Source organism: Cupriavidus sp. 2SB, assembly GCF_005503625.1.
In the GTDB taxonomy this organism is placed as follows: Bacteria; Pseudomonadota; Gammaproteobacteria; order Burkholderiales; family Burkholderiaceae; genus Cupriavidus.
The window spans coordinates 42,972-61,199 of sequence record NZ_SCMX01000041.1; the positions used below are offsets into that span (position 1 = coordinate 42,972).

Consider the following 18,228-nt stretch of genomic DNA (forward strand, 5'->3'; position numbering starts at 1 on the left):
GGAGCCTTTCCTCTTGATCAATGCCCGGTTAATCCTTGCGCGCGTGCCCCGTGCGCGGACGGGCCGCCGAACACGCCCCGGCACGTTCCAGGTCCACGCCCGGCAGCAAGTGCAGCAGCCGCACCAGTTCCGACTGGCGGTGCGTGCCGGTCTTGCGCAGCGTGTCGCGAATATGGACCCGCACCGTGTGGGGCGACAGGAATTCGCGCTCCGCGATCTCGTTCAATGTCTCGCCGGCGGCCAGTCGGATCGCGATGATGCTTTCCTTCTTCGACAGGCCGAACAGCGACGTCAGCACCGCGGCGTCCAGCACCGAACGCGATTCCGAATTGCCGAGCAGCATCATGGCCATCGGCAGTTGCCAGGGCCCTTCCACCGGCTGGCGCGAGACCAGCGGCATCACGATGATCGGCACGGGTTGTCCGCCCGAGGTGATGTGCATCCACGAGCCCGCCGCCGCGCCGCCATGGCGGCCACCGTGCGCGGCGTTGTCGAGCATCCTGGCCAGCACCGATTGCAGCGAATCGGGCTGGGCGCAGAGCACGCCGTTATCCAGCGCCAGGTGCGTGTCGGCCTGCACAAGCGCTTCGGCCCAGCTATTGGCGTAGCGCACGCGCATGTCGGCCTGCAGGATCATCACGCCGAAGTCGAGGGTGTCGAGGCTGGCCAGCCCCAGCGAGGCCAGGCCGCTCAACTCGAAATTGCGGTGCTGCATGCGCGCAGCGCGTGCCCAGTGAGGCATGACATGGGCCACACGGCGATTGCAGTCGTGCTCGGTGCAGCGATCGCAACCCGGCGTGGCACTCATCCAGACGCACACGTCGTGCGTGTCGAACAGGCGGATGCCGCCAGACAGTCCGCTGTAGTCGATATGCGCGTCAACGTGTCCGACATCGCCGATGTCACCGGCGGTGGCCAGTGCCACGCTCGCGCGCGAGGGCAGGGCGCGCATGCTCTCGGGCATGCTGCTGGCATTGGTGAAGCAACCGTGCGGTGTCACCCCAAGGCGCGCCTGTCCCGCGAGCTTGTCCCATATCAGGTAGCTCGGGCTTTCCGAGCAGGTATAGCGGGAGAACAGGTCCAGTGCGGCCGGCATGGCCGCCACGTCCATGGCCGATTCATAGATGCGGTCGACGAGGCGATGGAATACGTCGTCGCCAGGCAAGTGTTCGCCCATTTCATTTTTCCCCGGTGGCAAACGCCTTCTTTCCTCAGGCCGCTGCAGCTTGGCGCGACCTTCTTTTGTGTTGATTCCACTGCGGGCAACCGGCACTCATCGAGCGATGGGTGCGTCTTGCCGTGTATCGGATCATCGTGCAAAAACCGGATGCGGGAACATCCCGCCGTGGGAGGGGGCGCTTGCTCAAGACCTGCGCCGCGCCTGCCTTTCCGGTTGATTGGGGACAGTGCACCGGTCTACGTCGGGCGCTGTCGAAGTTGGCGAGATAGTAATGCGGCGACGGACCTATTTCAAACTAATAGACAAGAATGTCCGGATTTTTCTTGGCGTAAATGAGACAGCCGGCAGCGGGCGAGACCCGCCCTCCACATCCCGGCCGAAATCATGTCGTAGACGGCGCTTTGGACGTGACGATTTCGGCGCCTGCGCCAGCCGCGGCAGCGATGGCATTTTCGGCACTTCCGCCATCCACCTGAACGGTCACGTAGGGTGCTGCCATCCGGATGCCCTCCGCATCGAAGTTGCGTTTGAGCCGGATATTGAAGGCGCGCGAGATGTCGGACTGCATCAGGGGGCGGGTCTTGAACTGGGCCAGCACCACCTGTCCGTTCGGATCGAACCGGTCGAGGCCAAGGATGTCGAGTCCCGATAGCAGGTTGCGGCTATAGCGATAGTCCGAAGACACCTCGGCGCCGGTCTCGCGAATGATTTCCAGCGCGCGGTCGAAATCGCTCTGGTAGGAAATCGAGATATTGAAGACCGCGAACGCGTAGCCGCGTGACAGATTTTTGACAGCCTTGATCTGGCTGTAGGGCAGCGTGTGCAGCGCGCCCTTGCCGTCGCGCAGCCGCACCGTGCGGATCGTCATGCCTTCCACCACGCCCGAGTGGTCCGGCAGTTCGATCGAATCTCCGATCGCAATGGAATCCTCGATCACGATGAACAGGCCAGTGATCAGGTCCTGCACCAGGCTTTGCGCACCGAAGCCGATGGCCAGCCCGACCACGCCCGCGCCCGCGAGCAGCGGCGTGACGTTGACGCCCAGGTTGGCCAGCACTGCAATCATCGCCACCACCAGCAGGGCCACGAATGAGGCATTGCGCACCAGCGGCAGGATCGTCCGGGCGCGCAGGCTTGGCTGCGGCGCGCGGGTGTTACCGGGGGTGAGCGACTGCGTGATGGCGGTGTCGATCAGCAGCCAGACCAGCCAGGCCAGCAGCACCACGCCGATCACGCTCAGGATCGATTGGGTGATATGACGGCCCAGGACGGTGGCCTCGGCCAGTCGCATCAACGAGGTGTTCCAGATGCGCGCATTGAGTTCGAGGAAGGCCACCCAGATGGCCACGCGCACGATGGCCACGCCAAAACGCCCGAACCGCTGGATATACGCCGAACGCCGGCGGTCGCGCAGCCGGGGTGCGCGCTTGGTGGCCTTGGGCGAGCGGCCTACGACAAGCGTCAGCAACGTGGCGCTGACGAACAGCGCCACGGTCAACACCGCGCGTCGCAGGAATTCATCGGCATGACCCGTGGCCATGATCGTGCCGATGACCGACGCCACCACCACGGCGAGCATCGGCAGGTACCACGCCTCGCCCGTCATGCGCAGCAAGTCCATCAGCGCGGGATGTTCCTGGCGGAACGCAAACGGGCGGCAGGCGATGAGCTGGCCAATGGCGCGGCGGAAACGTACCGCGAAGACGCCAATCAGGATGGCCGCCAGGATATTGGCCAGCGTGCTGATCAGCGCCGACAGATTGACGCCCAACGAAGCAATCACACGCGGGTCGGTGTTGGCTTCGCCCAGCGCGGCCAGTGCCCCGGTCACGAACAACAGCAGCGGTGAATGCCCGAGCAGGTCGCGCACCGCGGCCCGCCGGTGGCCCGACTGGAACAGCGCAAAGATGACCTGGCAGACCGCCGACATGATGGCGCCCGCCACGATGGCATAGGCCACGAGCACCGCGCCCATGCTGGCTGGCGTGCGTCCGAAGACCTGGTAGGCCAGCAGCAGCGTCAGCCCGAACGCTATGATCCATGGTCCGATGCGCCGCAGGAAATAGATGCCCACGTCGATCCACGAGGGCACCGTGGGCAGCGGTGTGGGACGCGGGCCGCGCACCCGGCTGCGGTGCAGGCGTCGCGACAGTTCGAAGAAGACCCAGCCCGTGGCCGCCCAGCCCAACAGCACGACGCCGAACTCGCGCCACGATTCCAGGCTGCTGCGTGTGCGTCCAACGGTCAGCGCCTCATGCCACTCCTCGCCCGCGAAGTCGATACGCCAGCGCCAGTACTGCCACGGACCGCGGTCCTTGTGCGGCGCGCGGTCGATGTCCTGCAGCGCCTGGGCCACCGCGCCAATCAGGCCCGGTGATGCGTCGCTGGCGGATGCGGCAGCCGAAGAGGCACCGGCCGCTGACGCATCCAACCCGCGTCGCAGCGTCTGTAGTTGCGTGACAAGTGCCTGGCGGTCCTTGTCGTTCTGCAACGTGTGGATGACCTCGTCGAGCGATTGGGCCAGCGGGGCACTGGCGGCAGGCGCCGAGGCTGGCGGGGCTTCGGCCTTCTGAACGGCGGCGAGGATGGGCGATCCGGCGGCCATAGCCGGATTACCACCCGCCAGCACGAGCAGCAGGGCAGCCGTCCAGAGAGACAGCAGGCAGAACAGGGAGCGGGGGCGCAAACGATGCATGGAAGGGCGCAAGCGGTGGTCGATCACCGTCGGTGAGCCAGCATGCGCGTCACTGTAGCGCATTGCGGCGCGGCATCGCGCAGGCAAGTCGCCTGGCGGGCGCATGCGTCGTCCAACTTCGATTCAAAAAAATTGAATAACTCGTCCTTAACATGGTGATTTTACGATGAGGGCGGAAGCCTATAGTTCTGTTCATGGACGGCGCGCAACAAAGCGGGCAGCGAAGAAAGTAGCCAGGCCGAACCGCGCCGGACCATACAAACCAACCTATAAATTTTTGATCGTTTTTTTACCGGAGAGCATCATGACCAAGACCAACGCCCTGAATATCGCTTCTGCCCTCGTCCTGTCGCTGGCTGCGCTGGGCACCGCCCAAGCCGGCACCGTCCCGGCCGACCAGTATGGTTACCAGTTCCGCACGACGGTTTCCGCAGACAAGTATGGTTATGAATTCCGCACGCACGACGCCTTCACCGACGGCGCCCGTGCCGGCAAGGTGGATACGTTCACGGACGGCGCCCGCACGGTTGCCGGCCTCGACAAGGTGGGCGTCTCGGCTGCCCCGGCCCGTACGGCTGATCCGTATCTGGACGGCGCCCGCAACGCCGACCCCTATAACGACGGTGCCCGCTTCATCGCCGGCCTCGACCGGATCGGCGTCTCGGCTGCCCCGGGCCGCTCGTTCGACCCGTACCTGGATGGCGCCCGCGCATGAGAGCGATGTCACGCGGCACAAGCAAGGCGTTACGTAACCCGTAACGCCTTTTTTGTTTCCGGCAGCGTGTTTGGCGAGTGCCGCAGCGGCATTCTTCCGCCCGACTGAAGTGGGGTGGGACAGTCTGAAACGACCGCCTGGCGCGGCCTGGCGCCGCATCGCTTCAAACAGCGGTATGGGTTGGCCTGATCGGTGCCGATATTGGCATGTCGCTTGCAGACTGTATCCGGTGAACAAGATCGCCAGCCATAAGACTTGCCGACCGGGAGACCACCATGTTCCAGACCTTCGCCACCCGCACCCATTCCACCTTTGCACACGACGCCGTGATCGCCCGCGCCATCGACACTGCCATGCTGCGCCGTCGTGATGAGTACAACGGCCAGCCCATGGCCTGGAAGATTTTCTGCGAGGCTTCGCACGTGGCGACACTGGCCGATCCGGCGCGCACGGCCTTTATCGAACGCGTGGCCAACGAGCGCGGCGCAGATGCCGCCCTGCGCCTGAAGGCCAAGTCAGAGGCAATCCGTGCCGAGGCCATCGCCCGCCTCATGTAAGGCCGGGAATGCCGGAAATGCCCGCTAGGCGAAGGTAATCGCGCTGCGCCGTTCGGCGCGTTCGAGGTGCGGCACGTTGTTGAAGCTCAGCAGACGCTGCGTGCCCCGGCCGACGATCAGTTCGCAGAAGCCGGTATTGCGGAATTGCAGGTTCAGTTCGATGGCGGTTTGCGTAGGTGCGCCGAGCAGGTCGGCCACGGCGCGGCCAATTGCACCGCCCGAACTGACCACGAGTAGTGAATCCTCGCGCGCGGCCCCTTCCACGGCATTCGACAGGGCAGTCTGCATGCGCGCGCCAAAATCGATCCAGGTTTCCGGCATGCCGTTCAGTTCGCCCTGCGTCCAGGCTGCGAAGGCCGCCCGGAACGTGCGCCAGTAGTCCTGGTAATCGCTATTCTGATGAGCCCGATGGTCGGCACCATCGGTAAAGCTGCGATAGAGCGATTCCCCATCGTATTCATTGAGTCCTGCATGAGACTCCACGGCCAGCCCTTCCACGCCCATGCCGCTCAGGATCTCGTATGCCGTGTCCTGCTGACGCACCAGTGTGCCGGCCACCACACGCCGAAACTGCACCCCGCGATCCTTGAAGTATTCGCCTAGCCATCGCGCCTGCTGCCGTCCCACGTCGGACAGGCAGTCATAGTTGGCGGCACCGAAAGAGGCTTGTCCGTGACGGACCAGAAATAGCGTGGCCATGGGGAGGAAATCGGGAAATTGCGATGTCGCGATTCTAGATGCGCGACGCCGGCGGACCTAGCGAGGCCCGCCGGAATTCATGCCGGCCATCGGTGCCATGCATTCGGAGGATGAACGCATGGCCGCAGCAACATCCATCCAGCCTCAGTCCAGCGTGACGCCGGTATCGGCCGTCAGCTTGAGGATCACGGGCAGATACGCCTTGTAGGCGCGCTCGGCCTCGGCGGGCGTGTTGCCGATAGGCTCGGCGCCCATCTCGTCGATCTTGGCCTGCATCTCCGGCGTCTTCACCAGCGCGGAGGTTTCGCGCCCCAGCCGTTCGATGATGGCTTCCGGCGTCTTGGCCGGCGCCACCAGCGTGATGGGGCCGATGATCTTGTACGCGGCATCGCTGTAACCGGCCTCGGTGAAGGTCGGCACGTCGGGCAGCGCCTTGGCGCGCGTGGTGCCTGCCACGGCAATCGGCCGCAACTTGCCTGCGGCCATGTGCTGGCGCAGCGTGGTCACCGAACCCACCGTCATGTTCACCTGTCCGGCCAGCAGGTCCGACACCATCGGGCCTTCGCCACGATACGGTACGTGCAGGATGTCGATGCTGTAGGTCTTGTCCATGTACGCCTGGAACGTATGCGGCTGGGTGCCCGGCCCCCACGATCCCATGCGCAGCTTGCCCGGCTCCTTCTTGGCGTAGGCAATCAGCTCGTTGACGGTTTTCACCGGCACCGTGCTGTTGACGGTCAGCACCGTGCGCGCGTTGGCGATGTCGGAAATCGGCCGCAGTTCGGTGCGCGGATCGTAGGGCAGCTTCTTGTAGAGCGCGATGTTGGCCGTCAGCGGGCCGGGGATGGTCATCAGCAACGTGTAGCCGTCCGCCGCCGACTTGGCGACGAAATCGGTGCCGATGATGCCGCCGGCACCGCTCTTGTTTTCGACGACCACGGGCTGCCCCAGCCGCTTCGACAGCCCGTCCGCCACCTGGCGGGCCAGCGAGTCGGTCAGGCCGCCGGCCGGGTAGGGCACTACCAGGCGCACCGGCTTGTTGGGATAGTCGCCCTGTGCGGATGCCGCCAGGGGCAGCAAGGCGGCAAGCGCCGCGCAGGCCAGGCTCGAAAGCTTCATGGTGTGTCTCCTCGTTATAGGCCCGGTCCGAGCGGGGACGTGCCGCTATGGTTGCGGCTGATGCGGGCGGTTGGTGGGTGAAGCGAGGGAAAACAGGGGGCTTCGGTCGTTCAGGCGTCGTCGAGCTGCAGGTAGCTGGCGACCATCCGCGACATTTCCTGCGGCAGCCGGTCGTCGTCGAGCGGGAACGGGCCGGGATTGTTCAGGATGGCGTTGACCAGCGTGCCGAATGCCATCTGCATGGCAAAGCGCAGCCGCAGTTCCGCTTCCTCGGGGGGGCCGGGCAGGCGCGGCACCACGACTGTCACCAGCCGTTCGATGATTTCCTGGCCATTGCGCTGATGCGGCAGCCATTCCTCGGGACGCGCCGTGGCGTGTTTGAGGGACGCACGAATCACGCCGCGATTGTTGCGGCAGCCATTGACCATGAAGTGCAGCGTCTTCTCGATGACCTGGCGCGGCGGCACGTCCTGCCAGCGATGCTCGGCCATGTAGCGGGCCACCGAACTGTCCGACTCCTCCATCACCGACGCACGCAGCGCCTCGAAGAATGCCATCTTGTCCCGGAAGCGGCCGTAGAAGGCGCCCACCGACACCTGGCAGGCCGACGCGATCTGGGCCACCGAGACCGCAGTGAAATCGCGCTCGGCCAGCAACTCACGGCCGGCGGCCAGCAGCGCCTGCTCGGTTTCGCGCGCACGGCGTTGGCGCGGCGGCTGGAGGACGGAGGTGGTATCGACGCGCGGGAAGGCGGCGTGGCTCGATTCCATGTTGGGTGACAGGGCAGGCATAAGAATTTTCCGTATTCGAATTCGGATTCGGTTTTGAACGTTACGGATGGCCGCAAGGGCCGTCAAGTCGGGGTTTACGATCTGTATTTCCAATATATGGAAATTCGTTCCGCTTTTTGACACACAATGATCGGGCCGACCACACTGGGAAACAGGAGACGACATGCCGATGAACAAGCCCGTCGAACAATTCATTGCCGAGCGCCGCCTCGAGGACCCCTCGTTTGGCGGACTGCTGGCCAAGGGCTTCGCGCTGCTGCGCTGCTTTATCGACGACCCACGACCGCTCGGCAACGGCGAACTGTCGCAACGGCTGCAACTGCCCCGCGCCACGGTATCGCGTATCTGCCGCACATTGTTCGAGTTGGGCTATCTCGACTGGGACCCCAAGCTCGACAAGTATTTTGTCGGCGCGCAAGTGCTGGCGCTGGGCTATCCCTACCTGGCCGGGCTGCAGGTACGGCATCTGGCCCGGCCCCTGATGCAGGCGCTGGCCAACGAGGTGGAGGGCGCCGTGTCGATGGGCGTGGCACACCGGCTCGACGTGACGTATCTGGAATCCTGCACGCATCACGAAGGCACCTCGGCCCGGCCGGCCGTGGGCGCGGTGCGCAGCGTGATGACCACGGCGATGGGGCGCGCGTTCCTCTGCACGCAATCGAAACGTGAATTCGAAACGCTGATGGAAGCCGCCCGCGTGGAGCGGCCGGATGAATACGCGGCCTGCTACGACACCGTGTGCCACAACGTGGCGCACTACCCAAAACGCGGCTTCGCGCTGAACGAGGGCGATGCCGGCGAGGGTATCCACGGCGTGGGCGTGTATTCGCGCATCGTCTATCTGAACCGGCCGCTGCTGTTCAACTGCGCCATGCCGGGGCTGCGCGTCCGTCGAGGTTCGATGGAGAAGCGCGTGGCGCCACTGCTGCGCGAGATGGTGCGGTCGATCGAGATCATGGCTGGCGTGGGACGCTAGCCGCCGGGCGCGGGACCGGAATTCCCGCACGAACGAATGCTGGCGGCATGTACCGCAGGCATCGAGGATGGAGACAACATGCAGGATTTGCAGCCGTTGCTGTGCCCACGGTCGATCGCGATCGTCGGTGCTTCGACCTCTCCCGATAAAGTTGGCGGTGTCCCCGTGCGACTGCTCGCCGAACTCGGCTACGCGGGCCGTGTCTTCCCCGTGAATCCCGGTGCCGACTCCGTGCAGGGCCTGCGGGCCTATCCGGATATTGCCTCCATCGGCGAGCCCGTGGACTTGGCCATCGTCGCCGTGCCGGCCTCCGGAGCGCCCGAGGTGATGGCGCAACTGGGTGGCGCCGGTACGCGTGCCGCCATCGTCTTCACTTCCGGGTTTGCCGAAGTGGAGGGCGGCGATGCGCTCCAGCACGCGCTGGCCTCGCAGGCACAGGCCCACGGCGTGCAACTGCTCGGCCCCAACTGCCTCGGCGCGATGAATCTGCGCGAGCGCATGTTCGGCACGTTCTCGCCCATTCCGCTGACTGGCGTGCCGCCCGTGGGTGAGGTGGGACTGGTCAGCCAGAGCGGCGCCTTCGGTGCGTATGCGTTTGCGCTGGCGCGCGAGGCCAAGCTTGGCTTGAGCCACTGGGTGACCACGGGCAACGAGGCCGGCCTGCAAGTGGCCGATGTCATCGAATGGCTCGCGCACGATCCGCAGACACGCGTGATTTTGGCCTATATGGAAGGGGCGCGCGATGGCGTGCGGCTGCGTCGCGCACTGGCTGCCGCACGCGACGCGGGCAAGCCTGTGGTCATCGCCAAGGTCGGCACCACGGCGGCCGGTGCCAGCGCCGCGCAATCGCATACCGCTAGCCTGGCCGGCGAGGATGCCGTCTACCAGGCGGTGTTCGACGAGTACGGCGTGCATCGGGCGCATACGCTCGAAGCGTTTTTCCGGCTCGGGTACACGCTCGCGCGCGGCAGCCGGCCTCGCCAGTGGGCCTCCCGCTCGGGCCTGCCCGCCGATGCCGTGGCGCCGGTCGCCATTGTCACGGTGTCGGGCGGCGTGGGCATCATGATGGCCGACAGTGCCGAAACACAGGGCCTGCCGCTGCCGGCCATGCCCGCCGCCGCTGCGCAGGCATTGCGCAAGGCAATTCCATTCGCAAGCACCACCAACCCCATCGACGTCACGGGTCAGGTGGTGGCGCAGCCGCAAGTGTTCGTCGACGCGCTCGCCAACGTGGCGCGCTGCGGCGAATACGGCAGCGTGGCCGCATTCCTGGCCGGCGGTGCCAACGCGCCGCGCCTGTGGACGGCGCTGCAGGACACCATCACCGGACTGGCCGCCGACCCCAGCGCCGCGCCGCTGCTGATCTCTGGCGTGATGGACGACGAGAAACGCGAATGGCTGGAGGCACGCGGTTGCCTGGTCTTCCGCGAACCCGCACACACGATGGAAGCCGTGGCGGCGCTGGCCCGCGCGGCTGCCATGGAAGCGACGGCATCGGACGCTGGCAGGACGGCGCAGTCCACCACATCGAAGCTGTCCATGCCGGTTCCCGATGGCGTGGCCGCACTCTCCGAAGCCGAGGCCATGACATGGCTGGCCGAGGCTGGCGTGCCCGTGGCGCCGCACGGTCTGGCACACGATCCCGACGAAGCGGTGCGCGTCGCGCAATCGATCGGCTTCCCGGTGGCGGTCAAGCTCTGCTCGCGCCATGTGCTGCACAAGAGCGATATCGGCGGCGTGGTACTGGGCTTGCAGGATGCCGATGCGGTACGCGCGGCGTTTGCGCGCGTGCGGGATGCGGCAGGGACCGTACAGGGCGCCGATGGCAAGCCGGTGCCGTTCGAAGGTGCCATCGTGGCGCGCATGGTGCGCGGCTGGGGCGAGATCATGGTGGGCGTGCGGCGCGATCCGGTCTTCGGACTCGTGGCGCTCGCGGGTATTGGCGGCACGGCCGTGGAGATTTTTCGGCAGATGGCGTTCGGCCTCGCACCGCTGTCGCGGCAACGTGCACGGGCCATGCTCGAACAGAGCCGCGCGGCAGCGTTGTGTACCGGGCATCGCGGTCATCCATCGCTCGATCTGGATGCGGTGGCCGATGTGCTCGTCAACGTATCGCGCGTGGCGGATGCGATTGGCGAGCGGCTCGACACACTCGAAATCAATCCGTTCATCGTCAGCCGCGACGGCCTTGTCGCTGCCGATGCAGTCATCACGCTGCGCTGAGCGTCATTACAAGAGGAGACATCACCCATGCGACACACCATTCGCAGGACGCTGCGCGGGCTGGCCTTCATGACGATTGCGGCACTGGCGACGGGCTTCATGTCAGGACCCGCCACGGCGGCCGACAACTATCCGGACAAACCGATCCGGCTCGTGGTGCCATTCCCGGCAGGCGGGGGTACGGATGTGGTGGGGCGACTGCTGGCCGCACGACTGTCGACGTACCTCAAGGCCACGGTTATCGTCGAAAACGTGGCCGGCGCTACGGGCACCATCGGCAGCGCACAGGTGGCACGCGCGGCGCCGGACGGCTATACGCTGCTGCTCGGCATCTCGGGCACGCACGCCATCGCCCCGTCGATCTATCCAAAGCTGCCGTACGAACCGCTGCGCGACTTCGTGGCGATTGGCCGCATCGCGTACGGCGGCAACGTGCTCGTCGCGAATCCAGCCTACCCGGCGCGCGATATCAAGGCGCTGGTCGCGCTGGCGAAGCAGTCCGGTGCTGACGTGACCTACGGCTCGTGGGGACCGGGTTCGGGCGGCCATCTGGCTGGCGAGAGCCTGAACGTGGCGGCCGGCATCCACCTTCGCCATGTGCCGTACAAGGGTGTGGCGCCGATGTTGAACGACCTGATGGGCGGCACGCTGCAGATCGCCATGGCAGACCTGACCGCCGCGCTGCCGCAGATTCGCGCCGGCAAGATCCGCGCGCTGGCCGTCTCGGGCGCCGAGCGGTCGGAGGCGCTGCCCGATGTGCCCACGTTCGCCGAATCGGGCATTCCGTTCAAGCTCGATAGCTGGTTCGCGCTGTTCGCCCCGGCGCGCACGCCGACACCCATCGTCGACAGGCTGGATCAGGCGATGCAGCACTCCATGCAGGACCCCGCGCTGCAGGCGCAGATCGCCAGCTTCGGCATGCGCTACGCGCCGATCAGCCGCACGCAGTTCACGACGCAGATCCGCGAGGACACCCGCACCTGGGCCACGCTCGTGAAATCCAGCGGCGCCGCACTCGAATAACGCATCGAACAGAAAACAGGAGACACAGACATGAACCATCCCGCATCGCCCGAGGCGCTTGCCTCCCGCGCGATTTCCGCACCGGTCTACGCCAGCCCGCAAGAGGCGTTCGTGGCCGCCGCCGCATTGCCGCTGGTGATCTACGGCTATCCGCTGATCGAGACGCTGCGTACCTGCCAGTTGCAGACGTCGGTGGATGCTCCCACGGGTTATGGCCGCGCGCCGATGAACATGCTCTCGGCCAGCACGCGGCAGTGGACGCACGAAGACCGCGATATCGTCACGCCGGCCAACGACCTGCTGTACTTCTGCGGCTGGCTCAACCTGGCCGATGGCCCGGTGACGCTGCGCGTGCCCGCTCTGCCCGATGCCGACCGCTTCTACGTGGTGGAACTGCTCGACGCGCATACCAACAACTTCGCCAATCTCGGCGCGCGCAACGTGCCCGCCGAAGGCGCAGATGTGGAGATCGTCGGTCCCGGTTGGCAGGCCAGTTCGGCCAATGCCGTGGCTTCGCCTACTTCGTTGGTCTGGGTGCTGGGGCGCGTGCTGGTCACGGGCGCCGAGGATCTGCCGCGCGCCTACGCCTTCGAACAAGGCTTTAAGGTTGTGCAAAGCGCCGGCCCGGCGCGTCCGCTCAGCGTCACGCAGTGGCAGGACACCGGCGATGCCGCCATGGACTTTTTCCAGAACCTGTTCCGCGCGCAGCGAGATTTTCCGCCCACTGCCGAAGAGCAGGGCGTCTTCACGCTGCTGCGCAAGGTAGGCATCCGGATCGAGGACGAGCCAGAGATTGCGTCGATGCGCGCATCGGTTGTCGCGGGCCTGCGCAGTGCTTACGCGCAGGGTATGGCGTTGATCGAGGCCCATACGCGCAGCCAGGGCCAGAAGGCGTGGGGCTACAGCCTGAAGCTCGGCATATATGGCGATGACTGGCTGCTGCGCGCCTGTACGGCGATGAAGGGACTGGGAGCGTTGCGCGCCGACGAGGCCGTCTACGCGATGTCGGATTTCGATACCAACGGCGAGCGCCTGCATGGATCGCACAGCTACGCGCTGCGCTTCGATGCCGGCCGGCTGCCGCCCGCCGAGGCGTTCTGGTCAGTCTCGCTCTATGGCGAGGATCGCTACTTCACCGCCAATGAAGCCGGCCGCTATGCCGTGGGCGACCGCACGCCGGGCCTGCGCTGGGAAGCCGATGGCGCGCTGGTCATCGACATCTCGCACAAGCGTCCCGCCGACGATGCGAACTGGCTGCCGGCGCCGGCAGGCAGTTTCTACCTGATCCTGCGCCTGTATCACCCGACTACGGGATTCATGACGGGGCAGTACGCGATTCCCGCCGTGCAGCGGGTCGCCTGAGCGGCGGCATCCTATCCATACAAGAACAGATCGGAGACAACCTTCATGCCGCAGAGCTACACCGAATTGCAGCAACTGGCGCGCGATGCCGTGATCCACACGCTGCCCCTGTACGAAATGGCGCGCATGCGCGCGGCCACCTGCCCGCGCCGTGACCGCGCCGGGCACTTTGCCGGCGATGGTCCGGATTCCACGCTGCGCTGGGTGAACCACCTGATCCATACGCGTGAACTGCTCGGCCCGCAGCATCGCCAAGTGGTCACACCAAACAACGACACGCTATACACCAACGCGTGGCTCGACCTCTCGCGCGAGCCCGTGGTGATCGACGTCCCCGACTTCAATGGCCGCTACTACGTGCTCGGCCTGCTCGACGCCTACACCAATCCGTTCGGCTATATCGGCAGCCGCACCACAGGCACGCAAGCAGGCAAGTTCCTGCTGCATGGACCGGACTGGCATGGCGTAGTGCCGGAAGGCATGCATGCCGTGGCATGTGCGACCAATGCCGTGTGGATGATCGGACGGCTGCTCGTCGATGGCGAAGCCGACCTGCCGGCGGTCCACGCCTTGCAGGACGCCATCGCGCTGAACCGGATCGACGGTTCGCCTGCCGCGTTCCCGTTCGATGTCTCCATGCAGCCGCGCGAGCACCTTGGCGATGCGCGCCGGTTCGCGGAGATCGTCAACTGGATGCAGGCCGACAATGCGCCGTCGGTGGCCGAAGCCAGGCTGATGCGACGCTTTGCCGAGGTCGGCATCGGCGCAGGCTTGACGGCTACTGCAACACAGCTCGACATACTCGCTGGCGCGCTCACGGATGTGCTCAAGGATCTGGCCGAGCCGCAGGCATCGGACATGGGCGGCGGCTGGGCGATGTCGGTGGACGTGCGCGAATCGTACGGCACAAACTACCTGCAACGTGCGCTGGTGGCACGCAACTACATCGGCGCACTGGGCGTGCAGGAAGCGATGTACATCATCGCCGACCGCGATGGCGATAACGCCCCGCTCGATGGCCGCCATGCCTACCGGCTCGACTTCGCCCTCGACAATCTGCCCGAGGTCGGCGCCTTCTGGTCGCTGACCATGTACGACAAAGGTGACTGCATGCTCGTGCAGAACGAGATCGCGCGCTACTCGCTGGGCGACCGTTCGCCCTCGCTCGCACGTGGCCCGGACGGTAGCCTGACCCTGCATCTTTCCGCGCAGCCGCCGAGCGATGCGGCACAGCAAGGCAACTGGCTTCCCGCGCCGGCTGGCCCGTTCTACGTGGCACTGCGCCTTTACGTTCCGCAGCCTTCGCACCTCGACAGGACGTATCGATACCCGGCCATCGCGCGGGTCAGGGAGGCATCATGAATCCGACCAACCTCGTGCGCCGCCGACTGGTGGGCGCGATGATGCTGGCCGGCATCGTTCCCTCCGCATTCGCCAATACGTGGCCCACCAAGCCGGTGCGACTGGTCTCGCCCTATGGCCCAGGCGGGTCGAACGATACATCGGCACGAGTGCTGGCCGAGGCATTGAGCCGCAAGTACGGCCAGCAGGTAGTGGTGGAGAACAAGCCGGGCGCCGGCACGCGTGTAGCGAGCGAATCCGTGGCGCACGCCGCGCCCGACGGCTACACGCTGCTCTGGGCCGCCGCGCCGTTCGCCATCAATACCGGGGCCGGACTGTCGCAGCGCTTCGACATCCACAAGGATTTCGTGGCCGTGGGCCCGCGTGTGCTCGGCCCGGTCTTCCTGATCGTCAACGCGAACTCGCCCATCAAGACCGTTGGCGATTTCGTGAAGATGGCGCAGCAGAAGCCCGAGGGCGTGACATTCGCCTCGCCGGGCATCGGCTCGGGGCCGCACCTGACGGCGGAGTTGTTCGCGTCGCAATCGAAGTTCAAGGCGCTCAATGTCCACTACCGGGGTGATGCCACTGCCTACACGGAACTGCTGGCCGGGCGCGTGGACGCCACGCTGACCGCGATCACCACGGCGCTGCCATTCATCCAGGCCGGCAAGCTGCGCGTGATCGCCGTCGCAGCCGATGCGCGCACACCGGTTTATCCGGACGCGCCGACTTTTGCAGAACAGGGCGTGCCTGGCGTGATCGGCTATGGATGGTTTGGCATCGTGGCCCCGGCGGGGACACCGCCCGCCATCGTCCAGCAGATCAACCGCGACGCGAGTCAGGCGCTTGAAGATGCGCAGATCCGTCAGAAACTGTTGTCGCTGGGATTGCAGCCCGCGCCGGGCAGCAGCGCGGAGTTGTCTGGTTTCATCGATGCCGAAGTGAAGAAATGGGGCGCGCTGGTGCGGGCGCGCGGCATCGTGCTGGAGTAGCGATGTCCGATCGGTGATCAGCCAGTGCTGGCCGGCTTACGCGCCAGCCTGGCGCATTGCCCAATCAGACTCTGGGTGCAGCAGGCATCGCCGCTCCACTCGCCCCGGCTGACGTGTCCGTCGGGGCCGGCGATGAGCTTGCGCTGGCACTGACCGAAGCGCTGCGGCGGCTCCAATCCGGCATCGCGCGGGCCATATCCGGGGGGATGTGCCAGGGGCACTTCATCGTTCCATACATAGGCGGTACCGCCGGAGACGTTCTGTACAGACTTCGGCGGCCCCCATTGGGCCTTGGCCTGATCGATGGGCGCGCCTTTCCAGGAATCGAAGATGCGCGACATGGTGCCGCCTTCGATATTGGCGCACGCGGCGGCCAGCGCGATCGCGGCCGGGGCGAGCAGGAGGCGACAGGCTGTATGGCGGGACAACGCAGGCATGGCGACTCCATCTTGGGCGGCAGACCCATTTGTCGGAGACTAGACGACTTCCTGCCGGGCTGACAGCGGCAGGTCGCATGATTATGCGCGCTACCGCACCAATTCGTGGGCCTTACTCAAACAGGGACAAGGTATCCGCGGCTCGGTCCCTCGGCTGGCTCCGGGCAGTCAGGCGCGGCCGGCCCGCAGCATCCCGTCTGGTTGGCAGGGGCGTGGGAGCGGTCAGCATGAAGCCTCGCGCCGATACAAGCGGGACGGCCCGAGCCAACAGATCCGACAGATAGGGCAAGAGGATCTGGTAGGTATCGATATCGAAGCGGGCCGGCGGCTCGGTCAATTGCGCCGCTTCCTCCAGCGTGTTGGCCATGCCGAGGTAGCACCAGTCCTCGATGACATGCCAAGGCTGGTGATCCGCCTCGCGCCAGGCGACCGGGCCGTCAAACGGCCATCGCCGTAACGCCTGCGACTCGATGACGGCGAGCGTCCGCCTGCCATGCGCCGGCCCGGACTCTTCGCCGGTGCAGGCACCGTTGCAACGGTGCAGTTGCCGCGCAAAGCAAGGATTGCCCCGCCGCGCAGCCGGCTCCAACAGCAACGTCACCTGACAAAGGCGGTGCTCGTTTGCCAGGGCTCCCAGCCAGGCGCGCGCCGCAGTGCGGCTGGTGAACGCGCCATGGAGTGCCGCGTGACGGCTGAAATCGGTCAGGCGATTGGAGCGCAGGCGCGGCGCAGGCATGCCCTCCATCATCTCCCAGGCGAACAACTCGTCGTAGTGACGGAGTTGCTGGTTATATAGAGGGCGAAGCGACTTGACGAGGTGCGCCTCCAATAGCAGCGCACCGGCCTCGCACCCAGTCTCGCGCCAATCCACCCGGCGCACCTGACGAGACAACTGCATGTCCTTGCCGTTGGTGTGATCACCAGAGAAGTGCGCGCGAATGCGCTGGCGCAGATGAATGCTCTTGCCGACGTAGAGCGGCGCGTCATCGTCGCCATGAAACATATATACGCCGGGACGGTCGGGAACATCATCCAGCGATGTCTCGGTCAGGCCAGACGGCAGGCTCGCATGCTTTACCAATGATTTGACCGCCGCTTCGACAAGATCCACGGAATAAATACCATGGATCTTTTGCCAGAACTGCCAAAGCAGTTCCGCATCGGCCAGTGCACGGTGGCGCCCCTTCGGTGCCAGGTCAAACCGGGCGATCAGCGCATCGAGCCCGTGGCGCTCCACCGAGGGGAACAAGGAGCGGGACAGGCGCAGGGTGCACAGCACATCCGCCCGGAACGTCAGGCCGGCGCGCCGGAACTCGGTCTTCAGGAATCCGTAGTCGAACCGCGCGTTATGGGCAATGAACAGCTTTCCCTGCAGGCGCTCGATCAGTCCTTCTGCAATCGAGCCGAAGGTCGGCTGGCCACGCACCATCTCTTCTGTGATGCCAGTCATCCCCTGGATGAATGGCGGGATGCTGGCTTCGGGGTCCAAGAGGATGTCCCATTCCTGAATACCGTCCGGCCCCACTTCGACCACGCCGATTTCTGTAATCCGGTCACGCTGGGCATCGGCACCGGTCGTTTCCAGATCGACAAATACAATAGGACGCGCCAGCGCGGCAGCCAGTGCATGCGCATCGAGCGCCCCCGCCTGGCGAGTTTCCAGGCGTTCAGGCAGGTAGGTAAGATCCGACGTCATCCGGCGATTCTAGCGGATCGGAAAATTCTTTTACGTAACCCCTTGCGCAATCCTCCTGGCTGGCCTAATATTCGCCCCCTCGCAACACAAACCGCGCTGCAAACGCAGGGCAGGCAAGGGTTGCGGGGCAGCAGTGGTGGGGGTTGCGGGGTTTAGCAGCGCTGGCCGGCAGAGAAAAAAATCTTCTGCAAACTGTTGACGAAACGATGAATGTTCTGCATAATCTCGTTTCTCTGCTGCAGCGAAAGCGACGCGGCAGGCGCAGTAAGAAATGCAGTACCCGGCGACAGCAAAGCTGTTCGTCAATGTTCTTTAACAACCAAACAACCGATAAGTGTGGGCGCTTGATGGCGAACGCCGCTGAGGACTTCGGGTTCTTAGTGTTGCTTCAAAAGTATCAAGTGCTCGCACAGTAAAAC

At 65.3% G+C, this 18,228-nt stretch carries 15 protein-coding genes; 8 read left to right on the top strand and 7 right to left on the bottom strand.

Translation table 11 applies throughout. The features are described 5' to 3' along the window. Positions 1–28: 28 nt before the first annotated feature. Together FFS21_RS19055 and FFS21_RS19060 are read right to left on the bottom strand one after the other, a co-directional pair. A complete protein-coding gene (locus FFS21_RS19055; RefSeq protein WP_137926335.1) occupies positions 29–1,177 on the bottom strand; it encodes a helix-turn-helix transcriptional regulator in 1,149 nt (382 codons plus the stop codon). A gap of 385 nt (positions 1,178–1,562) precedes the next feature. Further along, positions 1,563–3,875, bottom strand: a complete 2,313-nt coding sequence (locus tag FFS21_RS19060; protein WP_137926336.1) for a mechanosensitive ion channel family protein — start codon at positions 3,873–3,875, stop codon at positions 1,563–1,565. Positions 3,876–4,179: 304 nt separating this feature from the next. Between FFS21_RS19060 and FFS21_RS19065 the strand changes: the two genes are divergently transcribed. Together FFS21_RS19065 and FFS21_RS19070 are read left to right on the top strand one after the other, a co-directional pair. Further along, the gene (locus tag FFS21_RS19065; protein WP_137926337.1) at positions 4,180–4,590 is read left to right on the top strand and encodes a hypothetical protein; all 411 of its coding nucleotides are present in this window, start codon (positions 4,180–4,182) and stop codon (positions 4,588–4,590) included. 275 nt (positions 4,591–4,865) lie between these two features. Further along, positions 4,866–5,147, top strand: coding sequence for a DUF7696 family protein (locus FFS21_RS19070; protein WP_137926338.1), 282 nt, complete (start codon positions 4,866–4,868; stop codon positions 5,145–5,147). Positions 5,148–5,171: 24 nt separating this feature from the next. On the opposite strand, the gene FFS21_RS19075 is transcribed toward FFS21_RS19070, so the two are convergent. The 3 genes from FFS21_RS19075 to FFS21_RS19085 form a co-directional block, all read right to left on the bottom strand. After that, positions 5,172–5,846 carry a histidine phosphatase family protein gene (locus FFS21_RS19075; RefSeq protein ID WP_137926339.1) on the bottom strand — a complete coding sequence of 225 codons (675 nt, stop codon included), beginning with the start codon at positions 5,844–5,846 and terminating at the stop codon, positions 5,172–5,174. A 144-nt stretch (positions 5,847–5,990) separates the two neighbouring features. Then, positions 5,991–6,965 (bottom strand): Bug family tripartite tricarboxylate transporter substrate binding protein, encoded by a 975-nt coding sequence (locus tag FFS21_RS19080; RefSeq protein ID WP_137926340.1) that lies wholly within the window; start codon positions 6,963–6,965, stop codon positions 5,991–5,993. Between the two features lie 110 nt (positions 6,966–7,075). Further along, positions 7,076–7,756, bottom strand: coding sequence for a TetR/AcrR family transcriptional regulator (locus tag FFS21_RS19085; protein WP_137926341.1), 681 nt, complete (start codon positions 7,754–7,756; stop codon positions 7,076–7,078). Between the two features lie 169 nt (positions 7,757–7,925). Here FFS21_RS19085 and FFS21_RS19090 point away from each other — a divergent pair, with 169 nt between their 5' ends. From FFS21_RS19090 to FFS21_RS19115, 6 genes are all read left to right on the top strand, one after another. Further along, positions 7,926–8,732, top strand: coding sequence for an IclR family transcriptional regulator (locus FFS21_RS19090; protein ID WP_137926358.1), 807 nt, complete (start codon positions 7,926–7,928; stop codon positions 8,730–8,732). A gap of 78 nt (positions 8,733–8,810) precedes the next feature. Continuing rightward, entirely contained in the window at positions 8,811–10,955 is a 2,145-nt protein-coding gene (locus tag FFS21_RS19095) for an acetate--CoA ligase family protein (protein ID WP_137926342.1), read from the top strand. A 27-nt stretch (positions 10,956–10,982) separates the two neighbouring features. Then, a complete protein-coding gene (locus FFS21_RS19100; RefSeq protein WP_137926343.1) occupies positions 10,983–11,978 on the top strand; it encodes a Bug family tripartite tricarboxylate transporter substrate binding protein in 996 nt (331 codons plus the stop codon). A gap of 30 nt (positions 11,979–12,008) precedes the next feature. After that, positions 12,009–13,340, top strand: a complete 1,332-nt coding sequence (locus tag FFS21_RS19105; RefSeq protein WP_137926344.1) for a DUF1254 domain-containing protein — start codon at positions 12,009–12,011, stop codon at positions 13,338–13,340. Between the two features lie 45 nt (positions 13,341–13,385). After that, on the top strand, positions 13,386–14,702 hold the full coding sequence (locus FFS21_RS19110) for a DUF1254 domain-containing protein (protein ID WP_137926345.1): 1,317 nt from the start codon (positions 13,386–13,388) through the stop codon (positions 14,700–14,702). Beyond that, positions 14,699–15,676, top strand: a complete 978-nt coding sequence (locus FFS21_RS19115) for a Bug family tripartite tricarboxylate transporter substrate binding protein (RefSeq protein ID WP_137926346.1) — start codon at positions 14,699–14,701, stop codon at positions 15,674–15,676. The genes FFS21_RS19110 and FFS21_RS19115 overlap by 4 nt, the downstream gene beginning before the upstream one ends. Before the next feature lie 17 nt (positions 15,677–15,693). Here FFS21_RS19115 and FFS21_RS19120 read toward each other — a convergent pair whose 3' ends face one another. Both FFS21_RS19120 and FFS21_RS19125 read right to left on the bottom strand, forming a co-directional pair. Continuing rightward, a complete protein-coding gene (locus FFS21_RS19120; protein WP_137926347.1) occupies positions 15,694–16,113 on the bottom strand; it encodes a hypothetical protein in 420 nt (139 codons plus the stop codon). Between the two features lie 112 nt (positions 16,114–16,225). Further along, complete coding sequence (locus FFS21_RS19125) at positions 16,226–17,809, bottom strand: 3'-5' exonuclease family protein (RefSeq protein ID WP_137926348.1); 1,584 nt, start codon at positions 17,807–17,809, stop codon at positions 16,226–16,228. Positions 17,810–18,228 lie beyond the last annotated feature (419 nt).